Source organism: Bartonella sp. HY761 (assembly GCF_026743145.1).
Taxonomy (GTDB): domain Bacteria; phylum Pseudomonadota; class Alphaproteobacteria; order Rhizobiales; family Rhizobiaceae; genus HY038.
In genome coordinates, this window is sequence record NZ_CP104887.1 from 68714 (window position 1) to 86799 (window position 18086).

An 18086-nucleotide genomic window follows, 5' to 3' on the forward strand; every position below is an offset into this window, starting at 1 on the left:
TTAAATATTTACAAAATTTAGTAATGTTGTGAAGTATGGTTAAGCAAATATGCTGCGGTTGTTTAAGTGGAGCGTAATTTTTTGAAAAAGCCTAAATTACCCCCATCTTCAAGATGAAGCAGCCATATGGACTAAGGTCTGAAGTGCGCACAATTGCAAAAGCTTTCTTTGATGCTTCGTAGAACTCAAACCTTTCCAGCGAGCCAATCTTGATTGCTTTCCCTTCCGCCTTATCTATAACCGCTTGAATGGTGGTATGGATAGGCATAATTTTTTCTGCTTCGCCCACCACTTCCATTCTAAAAATTGGTACGTCAACAAAGGTATCTAATGGCATGACTGAAAGAATGGCTTCAACAGCCCTTGGTAGTTCGCAACCAGCCATATTGATAATTTTGCCATGGGTTGTATATTTTGCCATGCTTGTAGAAGGGTAATTGGCATCACAAATGACAATCTCGTCGCCATGCCCCATTGCCATCAATACATTTAATAGCTCTGCACTTAGAGCAACATCTAAACCTTTTAACATTTGTTTCTCACTCTTTCATTGCCATGTTTAACTGAAGGCATTTTTTTAAAAATGAATTTATCGCATCACGCAAGCTAATGGGTTGTATTATCATTAGAAGATACTGGCATTGGCGGCTTTATTGAGTTTGAGCGCCATAGATAGTAAAAAAATTCTCGTAGTGAAGCCGCCTCATACATGCTGGCTGCAATAAGAATCCCTCCCCAAATTGCAAATGTGAGGAATTGGCTAACACTAAGTACGACGCAAGCAGTAGAGATAATTTGCAAGATGATAAGTGCCAAAACAACGCCGCTTACTTTGCCAAATCCACCTAAGGGATGTACACCGCCAAGAACGCAGGCTAATATAGTGACCAAGAGATAACTTTCTCCATAGGATGCATTGGCTGAGTTAAAGCGCGCCATCATTAATAACCCTGCTAAAAAAGCTAAAATTGAACTGATGACATAGATTTGGACAACAACTTTTCGGGTATTGATGCCAGAGAACCGTACCGCCCGCTCATTAGAGCCGAATAAAGCAATTTTAATGCCTAGTGGTGTGAAGCCAAGCAATATAGCCATTGGAATTGCAGTTACGATGAATAAAGCCAACGGCATTGGAATTCCAAAGACCGATCCGTTGCCAATAAAAACAATTCCCGATGGGAAGCCTGATATGACAGTGCCATGGCTTAATCCAACGGCAAGCCCTTTGACAAGTGTCATGGTTGCTAATGTTGCCAAAATGGGCGAAACTCGCAAATAGCCGATTAATATGCCATTTAATAAGCCGATAATCACCGCAACTATAAACCCCGTCGCTACTGCCCCTAGTTGCCAAAAAATAACAACCGAATTACTGGCATCTATCGGCATAAGTGTTAGGACATAAGCAATGGTGAGGGCTGATAAATTAGCCGTTGCAATAATAGATAAATTGATGCCACCAGAAAGCAGTGGCACCATCATTGCAAGCGATAAAAGACCAAGTTCTGGAAGCTGAAGAGCCATTGAGCGCAAGCCATCTTCAGAAAATAGACGATCGCCAATAAAAAGTCCAAGGACAAGGATCAATGCCAATAATAATGTGCAAAGGCGCGTATTATTGTTATTAAAGATTTGAAAAATTGAAGATTTGGCTTTCATCATGCAACTCCTGGAGCTTCGCGCCAACGCCGGCGGGCATCGCGTGCCATACTAATCACCGCAGCAATAATGACTAAGCCTGTGAAAAATTGTGACCAATAAGAGGATACGCCAAGCAAGGTCAAACCGTTTTCCATAATTGCGATAAGGGCAATGCCAAGCACTGCGCCGCCAACGGTACCTGCGCCGCCTGTCACGCTTGCCCCGCCTAAAAATGCGGCGGCTATGACATCAAGTTCTTTTCCAACCAATGCGGTTGGCGAAACTGATTGGGTATATTGAGCAAGAACAAGAGAGGCAATACCCGCAGCAAATCCCATATAGCCATAGACAAAAAGATTAAGACGAAAGACGTTAAAGCCAACACGCTGTGCAGCATCTGGATTACTTCCAAAAGCATAAATTTGCCGACCAATATTAGTTTTATTTAATAATATCCATGTAACTGCGAGAGTTAACACCAATGCAATTATTTGTAAGTTGATAGCATATTCCATACCGTCATTATCAGTATAGAAAACAAGGTCAACACCGTTAGTAAACCATTCAGGCAGCATAAATATATCTTGCCCTTTGGTGATGGTTAAGAGTAGACCAAATATGACACTTTGGGTTGCAATAGTCACGATAATGCTTGGAATACGCAAAGTGCTAACAAGAATCCCATTGATGACACCAAGGCTTAAACCCACAGCGCATGCGATTAGTGTAACGCCAAGCCAGCCAATGCCATAATTATTGGCGATGGTTAAAGCAACATATTGCGCAACGGTCGCAACAGCGGCAAAAGAAATATCGATCCCACCAGCGATGAGAACTACTAGCAATGCGGCAACCAATATGCCCATATAGGAAAACGAACTTAAAAGATCCATTATATTTTGTAGACTGGTAAAATTTGGCCTTAATATCGACAATACGACCACAAATATTATGATTACAATGGCGAGCCAAAATTCTTGACTTTTACGTAATTTCCAAAGTCGATCAAACATAAACGGCCTCCTTTAGCTCAGCTTCACTGGTCTGGTGGGATAAATATTCTGCGGTGATTTTTCCATCATGCATCACCAAAATGCGGTCGCTATGGTAAAGAACCTCTGATATTTCATCTGAAATGAGGATCACAGATAATCCACTTGAAGCTAAGTTTTTAATAACATTATAAATTCCATCCTTGCCATGGAAGTCAACGCCAACCGTTGGGCTGTCAAGGATCAAAATTTTAGGGTTGGTTGCCAGCCATTTTGCAATGACAACGCGTTGTTGATTGCCGCCCGACAAGGTTTGTACCGCAAGCTCTGGATCAGCTACCTTTATTTTAAGATCACTGATCCATTGACGGGCAATGTCATTGCAGGTGCTTTTTTTAATAATGCCAAATTTGCTTTTAATCGCATTAAGGACAGTAACAACAATATTGGTACTAATCGGTTGGTCAAGATTAAGCGATAGGTTTAATCGATCTTCAGGAACATAAGCAATGCCATTATGTATTGCTTGGGTATTGGAAGAAAATCTTACCGCTTTTCCCTCAATTTCGATTGTACCCTTGTCAGGCTTATTCATGCCAAATAAAGATAAGGCCAACTCGGTGCGACCAGAACCTAATAGACCGGTAATGCCGAGGATTTCACCTTTATATAGGCTTAAATTAATATCATCATATTCATGGCTACGGCTAAGTTCGTTGACCTTTAAAATCGGCTTTGCTCGATCAATAGCGCGTTCAGCCGTCTCGTAATGGAATTCCTTGCCGGACATGAGATAAACAAGCTGATTTTCAGTCATATCCTTGGCATCATAAGTACCAAGCTTTACGCCATCACGTACAACCGTGACACGATCGGCTATTTCGAGTACTTCATCAAAGCGATGACTAACAAAGACAATGCTGATGCCGCGATTTTTTAACTCGACGGTTAAGGCTAAAAGTGCATCGACCTCATGACGAGTCAAGGACGCGGTTGGTTCATCCATAATCAGCAATTTTGCATCGGCGGCAATAGCTCTGCATATGGCGACCAATTGGCGTTTGGCAATAGGTAGTTCGATCACCAATTCATCAAGGTCAAGGTCAGCATTAATATTCTTTATTGCCGCTAACGCTGTTTGTCTAATTTTAGACCAGCTTATCGTATGTAATTTACCACGATGCTGACCAATGGCGATGTTTTCTGCAACAGTAAGATTGGGAAATAGCGATAAATCTTGATAGATAACCTGTATTCCCAAATTACTACTTTCAACAGTAGTTAAATGAGAATACTCCTTTCCTTCAATAATCAGTCGGCTGCCATAATCGGGAGATTGCACACCTGAAATAATCTTGATCATTGTAGATTTTCCAGATCCATTACCCCCAACCAAGCTATGGATCTCACCTTTTGCAAGATCAAAATCGACATTTGAAAGCGCTTTAACTCCACCAAATGTTTTGCTTAGATTTTGCAACTCAAGAAAATTTACCATCACTATCTCCCTGTCATCGCTGCGATGACTACAGTTTAAAACGAGTTTCTAATCCAGGTTGATTAAAGACCCAGTTTAACGAGATCAGCGATATTTTCCTTGTTGATAGATAGAATTTGTTCTACTTGAACAGTATTATTGCTTTCATCGACAACCGCATCGCCTAGTCGAGGGATCGAAATGCCTGTTTCAATTTTTTTGCCGTCCAACACCATACGGGCAAGAGCTACCATGCCATAGCCGGCATCTTTGGGATTCCATAAAAAGCCTTCTCTAATCACGCCAGTCATGATCATTTGTTGCGCTTGTGAGGGAATGACCGTACCAACAATGGCGATTTTCTTTTGTAGCTTCTTTTGGCGGATAACATTACCAGCACCAATAGGCCCATTTGAACCCATTGAAAGAATGCCTTTTAAATTTGGATAGGTTTGGATAACGGCTTGGGTAACTTTAGCGGCTTCATCAATGCGATCAGCGCCGGGAAACCTATCTGCTGCCAACTTCATTTTAGGATAATTCGCTTTTTGATAAGCAATAGCTGCGTCAGCCCATTGATTATGGCCGGTTGTGGTGAGAGTGCCTACATAAACAACATACTCACCTTCTTCACCCATTTCGCGGGCAAGGGCCTTCATTTGCGCTTCACCAAATGACTTGGCGCTCATCAATTCAAGATCCCAAGTTTTGTTTTTTTGTGTGTCACCTTCTTGGGTAATAACAGCAATACCAGCATCACGCGCGCGTTGGATTGCTTGAGCGGTCACATTTACATCAAGGGGTATAAGACCGATAACATCAACTTTTTTAGCAACCAAATCATCAATTAATTTGACCTGTTGGGCAGGATCAGCCTGTGCAGGTCCAACCATTGAGGCATGGATATTAAATTCCTTCCCGCCTTCTTGTAGGCCTTGGTTCAAAATATTAAACCACGGAATGCCGGCTTCTTTGACAACAACAACCATGGTTTTTGTTTCTGATGCCAGTGCTACTGAGGAAGTGCCGATAATGCCAGCAAGTGTGATGCTGGTGAGTAATTTAAGTATTGTTCTCCGATTCATAACCTATCTCCCAATATGGCTTTTGAAAGTGAGATTTGCAAAGCAGGTATCGCACCTCCATACGTATAAACTTTCTTAACTTTACAAAATTACAATTATAAGGAAAGTAGAAATATGTCAAGAAGGACAGGAGGATAATGCTGTTTTGTAAGGGGTTTGATATTAGCTTTTGTAAATAATATATTGACGATTGAAAATTAATTACAATCAGATCTATCTGAATTTAAACTATTTTTAGTTTTTGATAGTGATATTGCTATTTATCAAAAGTATTTTCAGATTGTCTAAAGTTTCTATTATAACGATAAAGTTCTTAATGAAAAAGGCGAGTTCCAAGTTGAAGTACAATACTCCTGAGCAATATGGTATTGCTCACTTTACCGACCCAGAGTGTTGTCATGACATCTTATTCGCATGGGGGGTGAAGAAAGATCACAAATTCAGTATTTGCATATTTGGGGTTGTAATCTGAATGTGATTGCAAAACATCTGTCTAATCATCGTTTAATTATTGGCCCCAAGATTAATCGCAACCGCCTGCCCCATGGTGGTTATTCCTCGCTTGTTGCGCAAGGGCGCTATTTGCATCAATGCAAAAGGTTGCACCTTCTAGAAAAAAACAGCCCCTTGAAAATTTTCGTCTCGGCGGCTCTTCTTGCATTTAATCCTTAGGTTCTTACAAAAATTTACTCATACCATTTCGTTCAAATTAATATGTCCTGCCGCTAATTGTTTTTGTTGGCTAACTTAACGCAATAAGCGTGAGACAAGTTGTGCAGTATAATCAACCATCGGCACGATACGCGCATAATTAAGTCGTGTTGGGCCAATAACGCCTAAAGCACCAATGACCTTTTCATTGCTATCACGAAAAGGCGCAACCACCACCGATGAACCTGATAGGGAAAATAATTTATTTTCAGAGCCGATAAAAATACGCACGCCCGATGCTTCCTCGGCAAGGTCAAGCAATTGCACCATGCCATCGCGGGTTTCCAAATCATCAAACAAATTGCGTAAACGCTCGATATCTTCCTTGGCGTGAATATCTTCTAATAAATTTGCGCGGCCGCGCACAATAAGGCGCGCTGGCATATCAGCACTGACGCCGCCCCAAACGGCAAGGCCATTATCGACCAATTGTTGGGAAAGCGTATCGAGATTGGCACGTGTTTCATCACGTTCACGGGCAATATCATCACGCACTTCGTTTAAGCTTCGTCCCTTAATGTGGGCATTAAGGTAATTACTGGCTTCCGCTAATTGTGAATGGGTAACGCCTTCTGGCAATTCTACAATACGGTTTTCAACTTCGCCATTTTGATTAACCAGTACAACTAAAGCGCGGCGCGGATCAAGGCGCACAAATTCAATATGCTTTAATGATCCATCGGATTTAGTTGCTAAAACAAGCCCCGCACCGCGCGATAAACCAGAAAGTACTTGGCTTGCCTCGGTTAAAAATTGTTCAACTGACTGGCTGGAACCCGCAGCATGCACTTGCTCTTCAATCTGTTTGCGTTCATTAGCCGGTAAATCACCAACTTCCATAAAAGCATCAACAAAAAAACGTAAGCCAAGTTCGGTTGGCATGCGACCGGCGGAAATATGCGGCGCATAAATAAGACCCGATTGTTCCAAATCGCTCATAACATTGCGAATAGTAGCAGGCGATAAAGACGATGTTAAATTGCGGGATAAATTACGTGAGCCTACCGGTTCGCCATCGGTTAAATAGCTTTCAACAATGCGGCGAAAAATCTCGCGAGAGCGCTCATCCATTTCACCCAATCCCATTGTATCAAAAACCGATGACATGATATTAAACCTAAAACCTTTTTGTTCGCTTTAAGCGCGGTTAAAAGCAGCGCATAAATACATTGCTTTATATATAGCTATTTTAAAATATAGGATCAATAATTATAAATTATTGATAGAGTCATGTATTTATAAAAAGCAAAAGCAAACGATTACAATTGTCCACACCAATATAGTCAATTCATGATAAAAATTGAAAAAAAAATCAAAATACGTATTTGTTTATTTAATTTCAAAGTCTAATAGTTTAAACGTGAAAATCTGCTTTTGGTATTTTATGAAAGCAGCTACATCTTATATTGTCCCTGTGCCCGTTGAAAGATCAAGTTCTTAAGAATTGCATCTTTTAATATCTTTCGTGGCATAAAATTAGAAAGGCCTTTTACATGCGTCATTCCAACCGTTCCAATGATCAAATGCGACCAATTTCTTTTGAACGGGGGGTCAATAAGCACGCTGAAGGCTCATGTTTGGTTAAATTTGGCGATACCCATGTTTTATGTACGGCAAGCTTGGAAGAGCGCGTTCCTGGTTGGATGCGCAATACAGGTAAAGGTTGGATAACAGCTGAATATGGCATGTTGCCACGTTCAACCAACGACCGTATGCGCCGTGAAGCGTCATCAGGTAAGCAAGGTGGTCGCACGCTTGAAATTCAGCGTCTTATTGGCCGCTCATTGCGCGCTGTTGTTGATTTGCAAGCCTTGGGTGAAATGCAAATTACCGTTGATTGCGATGTATTGCAGGCTGATGGCGGCACTCGTACCGCTGCTATTACTGGTGGCTTTATCGCACTTTATGATTGTTTTGCTTTGATGGAAAAACGCCAGATCGTTCGCGTTGAGCGCGTATTGAAAGATCATGTTGCGGCGATTAGCTGTGGTATTATTGGCGGCGAGCCAATGATTGATCTTGATTATAATGAAGATTCAACTGCTGGAACAGATGCCAATTTTGTTATGACTGGCAAGGGCGGTATTGTTGAAATTCAAGGCACTGCTGAAGGTGAGCCTTTCTCACAAGACCAGTTCGACAGTCTTTTAAAGCTTGCCCGTAATGGCATCAACCAATTGGTTGAATTGCAAAAACAGGCAATTGCTAAAGTTTAAAAATGTGTGGCTTAAAAATGCGTACATTAGATACAAAAGACATTATTGTTGCCACGCATAATGCGGGCAAGGTAAAGGAAATTGCCGAGCTTATTGGCCCATTTGGCTTTCATACCAAATCAGCCGGTGAGCTTGGTTTGCCTGAGCCTGTTGAGACAGGCACTACTTTTGAGCAAAATGCCTATATCAAAGCATTTGCTGCCGCAAAAGCAACTGGCTTGCCAGCCTTGTCGGATGATTCTGGTTTAGAAGTTGATAGCCTTAATAAAGAGCCGGGTGTTTATACGGCTGATTGGGCTATTCAAGCCGATGGTAGCCGTGATTTTGCTAATGCTATGCAAAAGGTGGAAACTGCCTTGCAAGAAAAAAGCGCAGTGCGTGATGAGCAGCGTCATGGCCGCTTTGTTAGTGTACTTTGCCTTGCTTGGCCTGATGGTCATGCTGAATATTTCCGTGGGGAAATTGAAGGCATAATTGTTTGGCCACCGCGCGGTGATCAAGGTTTTGGCTATGATCCAATTTTTCAGCCCGAAGGTTTTGATACCACTTTTGGTGAAATGTCGGCCACCCAAAAACACGGTTGGAAAAAGGGTGATAGTGAAGCGCTATCACACCGCGCCCGTGCCTTTAAGCTTTTTGCTGAAAATATGCTGGAAGATTAATGCGTGAGCCTTTTGGCATTTATATCCATTGGCCGTTTTGCGCGGCCAAATGCCCCTATTGCGATTTTAATAGCCATGTACGGATGCGCGGTATTGATGAGCCGCGCTTTCGTGCGGCTTTTTCGCGTGAAATGGCAATATTGCGCGAGCGTATTGGCCATAAAATCATTACCAGTATTTTTCTTGGTGGCGGCACGCCATCCTTAATGGAGCCGCAAACCGTTGCCCATTTATTAAATGAAGTTGCCCGCCATTGGACAATTGAAAATGGCGCAGAAATTACGATGGAAGCCAATCCCTCAAGTGTCGAGGCAGATCGTTTCCGTGCTTATAAAAGCGCTGGGGTTAACCGTTTATCGCTTGGTGTGCAAGCGCTTGATGATGCAGAGCTAAAACGTCTTGGTCGTATTCATGATGTTAAACAAGCCATTTATGCAATTGGCCTCGCGCGTGATATTTTTCCGCGCCTGTCTTTTGACCTTATCTATGCTCGTCCCAATCAAACACCGCAATCATGGGAGAGTGAGTTAAATCAAGCAATTGACCTTGCTGCCGATCATTTATCGCTTTATCAATTAACTATTGAAGAAGGCACTGCCTTTCAGCGCCTTTATGAAGCAGGAAAATTAAAACTGCCAGAGCCTGAAGATGCGGCATTGCTTTATGACATTACCCAAAATGTCACGGCCAAGCGTGGTTTGCCCGCTTATGAAATATCCAATCATGCGGTGCCGGGAGCTGAATCGCAGCATAATTTACTTTATTGGCGCTATCAGCAATATTTAGGCATTGGCCCTGGTGCGCATGGTCGTTTTATTGAAGGTGATAAGCGCACGGTTACAATAACCGAAAAACTGCCAGAAAAATGGTGCGATTTGGTTGAAGAAAAAGGCCACGGTATTATTGAGGAAGAATATTTAACCAAAGATAATCAAGCCGATGAAATGCTGCTTATGGGGCTTCGCCTTTATGAGGGGCTAGATATCCATTCGCTTGAAACCTTGCGCGGAAAGCCGCTTGATAATAAGGTGATGGCTGAATTACAAGAATATGGCCTTATTGAAATGGTTGGCAATAACCGCTTACGCGCTAGCGAAAAGGGACGCATTTTGCTTGACCATATTATCGGAAAGCTTGCCGCTTAAACGATTCAAAAAATCAAAATAAGGGTGATGGTCAATGAGTGAAATACAAGGGAATATTTTACCTATAGAGTTACCCGCAAAAAGAATTCAACTGGTTTATCTTACCAATTGGGGTATTGTTTTAGCCGTTTTACCTTGGACGTTGTTTTTTTTGTTAATGTTTGTTATAGGGCTTTTGTGGGCTAATTATCACCCTATGAAACACTTATGGAATGATTGGGTTGTTTCTAGAAATTATGAAACCATTCCTAATGCTTATGCTGATTATTCTTGTTGGGATAACGGAGGGGGTCCAAGATACACAACTTGCGGCGTTACATATTATGTAAATATTTACTCACTTAAACAAAAGCTCAATATTAGGTTTGAGAATTATCCTTATAGCTGGTTTAATTTTTTAACACCGGATGATTTGGTTTTAGAGGGACAATCACCAATGATCCGTAGTGTTTATAACCTCAATAGAACAACGTTTCTTTTTGGCGTTGAGACGATTAAAATACGTTTATTAAGCTTTCTTGCTTGGCAAATACTTACTATTTTTGATTCTCGTTGCTTGGTTTTTCGGCTTGTATTTTTACTGGCGTATATATTATTGGCGCAGTGTTGCCAATGATGTATGTTTAAAAGCAGTAAAAGTTGTTGACGTAACGCAGAACAGACGAAAAGAAATATTATATCATTATTATGGCTTAAGCCCATCAATACTTGCTATGAATATGCGGACTTTACCCTCCTCTTCAACTGGTATTTTAATAAATCGTGCTGCTTTTAATACTTCATTTACTTCTTTTAAAAAAGATAAACAGCCCTTCTATTTAGATAAAGAGCAAACAATTGCTGTTGCGATTGAAGCAAAGCAAGCAGGTGGCGGTTACATACTTGATCATGATTTAACTTGGCTAAAACTATCGCCACAAGACAAACAAAAACTTGTTGCAAATATTAAAGCCTATCAGCAATGGATTGCACAACACCCTGAAAAATTGCAACAATTAAGTGAGGCAATCGACGCAAAGCCAAAAAATAGATAAATGCTTAAAAAGCAAGGGCGGCAAAGTAATGAGTGAGCTAAAAGACAATAGTTTAGATATAGAATTGCCGGTTAAAAAAATTCGGCTCACCTATCGAAGCAATTTAGGAATTATACTTGTTTTAACTTTTTGGACTTTGTTTTGGACGCTTTTTACTTTTTTTGTTCTTGGAGTTAGTTCGATTCATCCAATAAAACGCTTATGGAATGATTGGGTTATTTCCAAAAATTATGAATTTATTCCAGATGCTTATGCTAGATATGAATGTTACAATTATGGTGGAACGCCTGAATATATAAATTGTAAAGTTACATTTAATGCTGGTGAGGGTTATAAGGAAGAAAAATTAAATTACTTCCATGAAGAGTACCCTTATAGTTGGTATGTTTTTCTATTGCCGGATAATTTAGAATTACATGGCTTATCTCCAATGGTTCGCAGTGTTGATAGTCCAAGTAGAACCAGTTTTTTATTTGGTATTGAAACAGTAAAAATACGTTTTTTAAGTCTGTTGATAACAAAAGCGTTTCAATTTACATTTATAGCCGTATGGTTTTATGGGCTTTATATATGGTGGAAAATTTACTATTGGCGGCGATTTCCCAATAATGTGCAGCTTAAAGCTGTCAAAATTGCTTCGATTTATGTGGCTGAAGGTAAGGGAAAAGTTTACCACTTTTTTGGCTTAAGCCCATCTATTGCTGCTAGCGGTATAAGATATTTGCCTTCATCGGTTACGATTGTTATGCCAAACCCTATGCGGCATGCCTTGGCTGCAACCCAATTGCGTAACGGGTTAGAGCCTATATTTTTAGATAAAGAACAAACCATTGGTGTTGCCATTGAAGCGCAGCAAGCTGGTAGCGGCTATCTGCTGGATTATAATTTGACCTATCTTGTTTTATCAAAAAAGGACAAGGAAAAGCTCATTACCAATATTAAAGCCTATCAACAATGGATTGCACAGCACCCTGAAAAATTGCAACAATTAAGTGAGGCAATCGACGCAAAGCCAAAAAATAGATAAATGCTTAAAAAGCAAGGGCGGCAAAGTAATAAGTGAACTACAAGGTAATAGTTTGGATATTGAACTACCGGTAAAAAAAATACGGTTTACCTATCTGAGTAATTTGGGACTTATACTGGTTTTAACTTTTTGGACTTTGCTTTTTTCTCTTTTTTTTATAGGGCCTGTTTTGATAGGTAGTTATTATCCAATAAAGCGTTTATGGAATGATTGGGTTATTTCAAACACTTATGAAGTCATTCCAAATAGAGATGCCCAATATAGCTGTTATGAACATAAGAAGTCGTTAAATTATTATAATTGTGAAGTAACATTCAATGTCAATAATCGTTTTGAAAAAGAAGAATTAAATTTTAGAGTTGAACAGTATCCTTATAGTTGGCACAGTTTTTTAACGCCCGATGACTTAGTATTAAATGGCTTGTCACCTATGGTGCGCAGTGTGGATGATCCAAGCAGAACCAGTTTTTTATTTGGTATTGAAACAATAAAAATACGACTTTTAAATTTAATATTTACAAAATTGTTCCAGCTTACATTTGTAGCGGTTTGTTTTTATGGGCTTTATGTATGGTGGGACATTTATTATTGGCGACGCTTTCCTAATAATGTGCAGCTTAAAGCTGTAAAAATTGCTTCTATTTATGTGGCTAAGGGTAAAGGGAAAGTTTACTATTTTTTTGGTTTAAGCCCTTCTATTGCCGAAATGAGCTTTCGATACGTGCCTTCATCGGTTACGATTGTTATGCCAAACCCTATGCGGCACGCCTTGGCTGCAACGCAATTGCGCAGCGGGTTAGAGCCTATATTTTTAGATAAAGAGCGGACTATTGGCGTTGCCATTGAAGCGCAGCAAGCTGGTAGCGGCTATCTGCTGGATTATAATTTGACCTATCTTGTTTTATCAAAGAAAGACAAGGAAAAGCTCATTACCAATATTAAAGCCTATCAACAATGGCTGGCTCAACATCCTGAAAAATTGCAACAAATAAGTGCAGCTATCGACGCCAAACCAAAAACTCGATAAATATCTATAGTAATTAGGGTGACAGTTGCAATGAGTGAAATACAAAATAATACTGTTGATATAGAGTTACCTAAAAAGAGAATTAGGTTAAAATACGCAACGAATTGGATCATTATATTAGTATTGTCTTTTTGGACGCTTTTTACTGCGTTAGCAATATGGTTTTTAATTTTTGAGGGTAGTTACGCTGGCATTAAACGCTTATGGAATGATTGGCGTGTTTCGCAGAATTACGAAATAATTCCAGATAGCTATGCTAGATATCAATGTTGGGATGATGTCGGTAATGCAGGTGACATAAAAAATTGTAGTGTGATATTTAATTTAGGTCAGCGCAATGAACAAAAATTAAATTACCGCAGAGAACATAATCCTTATAGTTGGTATCAATTTTTAACTCCCGATAACCTTTTTTTATCCGGCGATTCACCAATGATAAAAAGTGTTAATGACCCAACTAAAGTATCTTTTATTTTTGGTGTTGAGACTATAAAAATAAGGTTTTTAACTTTTCTAGGTCAAAAACTTGTTTGGGGTATAATATTATCTGTTTTCCTTTGGGGGCTATATATTTGGTGGCGGGTTTTATATTGGCGCAGTGTGCCTAATGATGTCCGATTAAAAGTCGTCAAAATTGTTGGATATCACGATAGATGGCTTGGTAGAGTTTACTCATATTATGGTTTGACAAAAGCTGAAGTGCTTGAGGCTTTAAAAATAAACCCGACACCTAACACTTGGGTTTTTACAAAGCCACTACGCACGCAGTTATCGAATAATCCGATAAGAAAAAGTCAAAAACCCATTTTTTTAAGTAAAGAACAAAAATTTGGGTTAGCTATTGAAGCCAAGCAAGCGGGTGGTGGGTTTTTTCTTGACCATAATCTAACGCGGCTTGCTTTATCCAAACAGGATAAAGCAAAATTACAGACCAACATTAAAACCTATCAGACGTGGATTGCCCAGCACCCTGAAGAATTGCAGAAATTTGATGCTTATATTGAAAATATGCCAGAAACTGAGCAGGATAAAATCTATAACCCACCTAAACAATGAGTGACTTTAAGTTATCTTATATATTGGGGCAATAAATAGTTAGAATATAAAAGCGACGAACTGATGAGTGAGCTACAAGATAATAGTTTAGATATAGAGCTACCGGTTAAAGAAATTCGTTTGAAATATCCCGGTACTTGGTTTTTTACCGGCATAGCAATATTTTGGACTGTATTTTTTGGCGGGACTTTTTTAGCTATTGTCGTATTTAGTGGGTATCTTCCTCTCAAGCATATTTGGACAGATTGGGTCATTTCTCAAAATTATGAGGTCGTTCCGGAATTACAGGCTGATTATGGATGTAGGCAAAGTAATTATCATCTTATTAAATGTGGTTTTAGCTTTGAAAAAGATGGAATTTTAGTAGAGAAGTATAAAGGTAAATTTGATTATTATCCATTTACTTTATATGATTTTCTAACTCCTGATAATTTTGCCCTACAGGGCAAATCTGCTGTTGTAAGAAGTGTCAATGATCCTAATAAAATTACGATTCAAGTTGGCATTGATACGTTAAAAACACGTTTAGCCGCTGTTATGGCCATTTTTATTTTTATGGGTAGCATGGCTTTACTTGGCTTGTGGGGGGCAAGTGTCTGGTGCCGGTTTTGTTATCATCGGCTTACGCGAAATAAGGTACATATTTGTGCGGTCAAAATTGATAGGGTTGATAAACGTTGGGGCGGTACATTTTATTACCTTTATGGTTTAAAGCGCGATGGTTACAGCGATGTTTTGACAATTGTACCCAATTCTTTAGCTCTGGCTTTAACATATAAAGCACGAAATGCTGGGCCTTTTACTCTCATAAAAAGGCGCCAAGAGCCTATTTTTTTGAATGAAGAACACACAATTGGTGTTGCCATTCAACCGCAGGGTAATGGCGGCGGCCTTTTATTAGATTATAATTTAACACAGCTTGCTTTATCAAAGGAAAATAAAAATAAGCTGCTTAATAATATAAAAGCCTATCAGCAATGGATTGCACAGCACCCTAAAAAATTGCGACAAATAAGCGATTTCATAGATCAGGAACCAGAGACAAAAATCCAAAAAGTATTTAATCCACCTAAAGATTAATAAGTATTAATATATTTTGTGCAGCATATATATTTTGGGTTATTAAGTAACTGTATTTTGAAAAGCGACAAACTGATGAGTGAGCTACAAGATAATAGTTTAGATATAGAGCTACCGGTGAAAGAAATTCGTTTAAAATATCTTGGCACTTGGTTTTTCACCGGCATAGCAATATTTTGGACTGTTTTTTTTGGTGGCGGTTTTTTATTTACTATTGTCTTTGCCAGTTATCTTCCTCTCAAGCATATTTGGACAGATTGGGTAATTTCACAAAATTATGAGGTCGTTCCGGAATTACAGGCCAATTATAGATGTTGGGAGGGTAATTATCATCTTATTGAATGTGGTTTTAGCTTTGAAAAAGATGGAATTTTAGTAGAGAAGAGTAAAGGTAAATTTGATGGCTACCCATTTACTTTATATGATTTTCTAATTCCTGATGATTTTGCCCTACGCGGAAAATCTGCTGTTGTAAGAAGTGTCAATGATCCTAATAAAATTACGATTCAAGTTGGCATTGATACATTAAAAACACGTTTAGTTGCTTTTCTGGCCATTTATATATTTATGGGTAGCATGGCGTTACTTGGCTTGTGGGGGGCAAGTGTCTGGTGTCGGTTTTGTTATCATCGGCTTACGCGAAATAAGGTACATATTTGTGCGGTCAAAATTGATAGACGTGTTAAACATTGGCGTGGCACATTTTATTACCTTTATGGTTTAAAGCGCGATGGTTACAGTGATGTATTGAAAATCGTCCCCAATTCTTTAGATTTGGCTTTAACATATAAAGCACGAAATGCTGGGCCTTTTACTCTCATAAAAAGGCGCCAAGAGCCTATTTTTTTGGATGAAGAACACACAATTGGTGTTGCCATTCAACCGCAGGGTAATGGCGGCGGCCTTTTATTAGATTATAATTTAACACAGCTTGCTTTATCAAAGGAAAATAAAAATAAGCTGCTTAATAATATAAAGGCCTATCAGCGATGGATTGCACAGCACCCTAAAAAATTGCAACAAATAAGCGATTTCATAGATCAGGAGCCTGATACAAAAATCCAAAAAGTATTTAATCCGCCTAAAAATTAGGATTTCGTGTTTTTTGTAGATGATCATCTTTATAAGATAACGATTTTGAGATGAAATATTACTTGTTAATCATCAATAAGTTATATCATACGCTGCCGATAGGCATTCTCATCGTAATTAATTGGTAGCACCTTGTGATTGTACTTTGTGATATTTTAGAAAAATGAGCAGGAATGAGTATTGGTTTGATTATAACTTAATTGATTTTAGGTTTAGCATGAAATACATATTATTATAGAGTAATTATAAATAAAATTTGAGTAAACATATACAATCCAATTGCATATATTAAAATATTTTATATAAATATCTTTTTTATAAATTGGAAACCTATCCTATGCAAAACCGTGATTTGGAAGAAAATGACTTTACGCTACAAGAAATTATAGCTTTAAAGAATATTGCACGCCAAGCAAATGAAGTGCGTCCTATTCGGCACGGGCGTGTTATTGTTCCAATTATCGCTATATTTTCAGGCCTTATTTTTCTAACCATTTCAATTGGAATATTTATAATTATGTTTTATATAGATGAACCTCTTGAGGATAACGCTAAATATGGCTTTGCTGGCTTTTCTATATTTCTTTTTCTTATAAGTATCGTTGTTTTATTTAAAGGTTTTAGAAATATGTTGGGTAAGGGTAAGCCGGTTATTACCTTAACCCCTGAAGGTTTTATTTTGCCAAGGGGCAATAAATTTATTCCTTGGAATTTACTCGTAAACCTTAATATGACAACCTTTAGTTTCATGTCACACATTATAGAATTTAAGATTGCAAAAACACTTGAAGATAAACAACGTTTTTTGGAGAAAAAACCAAAAATAACAGGAACTTTATTTGATAAATCAATCTATAGAGTCGCCGTAACCGCTTTGGGTTTTGAAGGCTTATCATCGGGTAAAATGATGCATTTAATGGAAACCTATATAGAAGCTGATGCCGCCCGAAAACAATTAGATGCGCTAAATATTATCTATAACTAATAATGTTCATATATTTTGAACTATAAAATAAGAGCGCTTCTTTGATCGTATTAAACCAAGGGCGCTCAAATATTTATATTATCAGAAATAATTTCGATTTATTGATAAAAATGTTTTAAGCTTCACTGCGCAGAGCTTCAATTTCATCTTTGATTAAGAGTTTTTTGCGCTTTAAATCAGCGACCACAAGGTCATCAACGGATGGAGCATTACTAGCTGTCTTAATTTCAGCCTCTAAAGCATCATGTTTTTTTTCTAATGCTTCAAGATGTGCAGATATGGTCATTATAGTACCTCCATTTTGTTGAACTCTTTAAATACTATGTTGCAATAAATAATTATTGCTTACCCTTTAGATTTATGGATTTTTAAATTTTGATCAAGGGGGATGTGCATTAAAATTTATTTATTTATCTTTTTTTGCAAATATTGCCTTGATTGCTAAAAGCATGTTTTGATTGCCTGTAAAATTGTGCTAACATGCGCGCGAAAACATGGTGACCGGTTATTGCGAAAAATGCTTATTGGCTATCATTTAATTGAAATTTAAGTAATGCCACCTTTAACAGTCGCTTTTAAAAAGCAGGAAAAAAATGGCCTCTGAACAAGAACAAGTTGAAGTGAAGCTCGCTGTTGCCCGTTTAAAACAAGATCATGCTGATTTTGATGCTGCAATAAATGCGATGAGCGCACAAGGTTGCGATCCGCTGCAAATCCAACGTATAAAAAAGAAGAAATTGGCAATTAAGGATCAATTGCAAAAACTGGAAGACCAGATCATTCCTGATATTATTGCATGATGCAATTAAATAGATTGCAACCCAACTTTAAACTTCTTGCTTATTCCATCCCT

At 38.6% G+C, this 18086-nt stretch carries 19 protein-coding genes; 12 read left to right on the forward strand and 7 right to left on the reverse strand.

Going from position 1 to position 18086, the window contains the following annotated elements; all coding sequences use genetic code 11:
• Positions 1-91: 91 nt before the first annotated feature.
• From N6A79_RS00250 to hrcA, 6 genes are all read right to left on the reverse strand, one after another.
• The gene (locus tag N6A79_RS00250) at positions 92-532 is read right to left on the reverse strand and encodes an RbsD/FucU family protein (protein ID WP_262079351.1); all 441 of its coding nucleotides are present in this window, start codon (positions 530-532) and stop codon (positions 92-94) included.
• Positions 533-606: 74 nt separating this feature from the next.
• Positions 607-1665, reverse strand: coding sequence for an ABC transporter permease (locus N6A79_RS00255; RefSeq protein WP_268546521.1), 1059 nt, complete (start codon positions 1663-1665; stop codon positions 607-609).
• Positions 1662-2657 (reverse strand): ABC transporter permease, encoded by a 996-nt coding sequence (locus tag N6A79_RS00260; RefSeq protein ID WP_262079354.1) that lies wholly within the window; start codon positions 2655-2657, stop codon positions 1662-1664. The genes N6A79_RS00255 and N6A79_RS00260 overlap by 4 nt, the downstream gene beginning before the upstream one ends.
• Entirely contained in the window at positions 2650-4134 is a 1485-nt protein-coding gene (locus N6A79_RS00265; RefSeq protein WP_268546523.1) for a sugar ABC transporter ATP-binding protein, read from the reverse strand. Before N6A79_RS00265 ends, N6A79_RS00260 begins: the two co-directional genes overlap by 8 nt.
• A 62-nt stretch (positions 4135-4196) precedes the next feature.
• Complete coding sequence (locus N6A79_RS00270) at positions 4197-5198, reverse strand: substrate-binding domain-containing protein (protein WP_268546524.1); 1002 nt, start codon at positions 5196-5198, stop codon at positions 4197-4199.
• 747 nt (positions 5199-5945) lie between these two features.
• On the reverse strand, positions 5946-7016 hold the full coding sequence (hrcA, locus tag N6A79_RS00275; RefSeq protein ID WP_182418359.1) for a heat-inducible transcriptional repressor HrcA: 1071 nt from the start codon (positions 7014-7016) through the stop codon (positions 5946-5948).
• A gap of 386 nt (positions 7017-7402) precedes the next feature.
• Between hrcA and rph the strand changes: the two genes are divergently transcribed.
• The 11 genes from rph to N6A79_RS00330 all read left to right on the forward strand — a co-directional run bounded on the left by rph (position 7403) and on the right by N6A79_RS00330 (position 17233).
• Positions 7403-8125, forward strand: a complete 723-nt coding sequence (gene rph, locus N6A79_RS00280) for a ribonuclease PH (protein WP_262098750.1) — start codon at positions 7403-7405, stop codon at positions 8123-8125.
• A 17-nt stretch (positions 8126-8142) separates the two neighbouring features.
• Positions 8143-8787: an RdgB/HAM1 family non-canonical purine NTP pyrophosphatase gene (gene rdgB / locus N6A79_RS00285; RefSeq protein WP_268546525.1), complete on the forward strand. Its 645-nt coding sequence runs from the start codon at positions 8143-8145 to the stop codon at positions 8785-8787.
• Positions 8787-9932 carry a radical SAM family heme chaperone HemW gene (hemW, locus tag N6A79_RS00290; RefSeq protein WP_268546526.1) on the forward strand — a complete coding sequence of 382 codons (1146 nt, stop codon included), beginning with the start codon at positions 8787-8789 and terminating at the stop codon, positions 9930-9932. The genes rdgB and hemW overlap by 1 nt, the downstream gene beginning before the upstream one ends.
• A gap of 34 nt (positions 9933-9966) precedes the next feature.
• On the forward strand, positions 9967-10548 hold the full coding sequence (locus tag N6A79_RS00295) for a hypothetical protein (RefSeq protein ID WP_268546527.1): 582 nt from the start codon (positions 9967-9969) through the stop codon (positions 10546-10548).
• Positions 10475-10966: a hypothetical protein gene (locus N6A79_RS00300; RefSeq protein ID WP_268546528.1), complete on the forward strand. Its 492-nt coding sequence runs from the start codon at positions 10475-10477 to the stop codon at positions 10964-10966. Before N6A79_RS00295 ends, N6A79_RS00300 begins: the two co-directional genes overlap by 74 nt.
• Positions 10967-10994: 28 nt before the next feature.
• A complete protein-coding gene (locus N6A79_RS00305; RefSeq protein WP_268546529.1) occupies positions 10995-11993 on the forward strand; it encodes a hypothetical protein in 999 nt (332 codons plus the stop codon).
• 169 nt (positions 11994-12162) lie between these two features.
• Positions 12163-13020, forward strand: a complete 858-nt coding sequence (locus N6A79_RS00310) for a hypothetical protein (RefSeq protein ID WP_268546530.1) — start codon at positions 12163-12165, stop codon at positions 13018-13020.
• Between the two features lie 30 nt (positions 13021-13050).
• On the forward strand, positions 13051-14076 hold the full coding sequence (locus N6A79_RS00315; RefSeq protein ID WP_268546531.1) for a hypothetical protein: 1026 nt from the start codon (positions 13051-13053) through the stop codon (positions 14074-14076).
• Positions 14077-14139: 63 nt separating this feature from the next.
• Complete coding sequence (locus N6A79_RS00320) at positions 14140-15156, forward strand: hypothetical protein (protein WP_268546532.1); 1017 nt, start codon at positions 14140-14142, stop codon at positions 15154-15156.
• Between the two features lie 57 nt (positions 15157-15213).
• Positions 15214-16248 carry a hypothetical protein gene (locus tag N6A79_RS00325; protein ID WP_268546533.1) on the forward strand — a complete coding sequence of 345 codons (1035 nt, stop codon included), beginning with the start codon at positions 15214-15216 and terminating at the stop codon, positions 16246-16248.
• Positions 16249-16585: 337 nt separating this feature from the next.
• Entirely contained in the window at positions 16586-17233 is a 648-nt protein-coding gene (locus N6A79_RS00330) for a hypothetical protein (protein ID WP_268546534.1), read from the forward strand.
• Between the two features lie 115 nt (positions 17234-17348).
• Here N6A79_RS00330 and N6A79_RS00335 read toward each other — a convergent pair whose 3' ends face one another.
• A complete protein-coding gene (locus N6A79_RS00335; protein WP_371739635.1) occupies positions 17349-17519 on the reverse strand; it encodes a YdcH family protein in 171 nt (56 codons plus the stop codon).
• A gap of 307 nt (positions 17520-17826) precedes the next feature.
• On the opposite strand from N6A79_RS00335, the gene N6A79_RS00340 reads away from it, so the two are divergent.
• Complete coding sequence (locus N6A79_RS00340; protein ID WP_182418371.1) at positions 17827-18033, forward strand: YdcH family protein; 207 nt, start codon at positions 17827-17829, stop codon at positions 18031-18033.
• Positions 18034-18086: the final 53 nt, after the last annotated feature.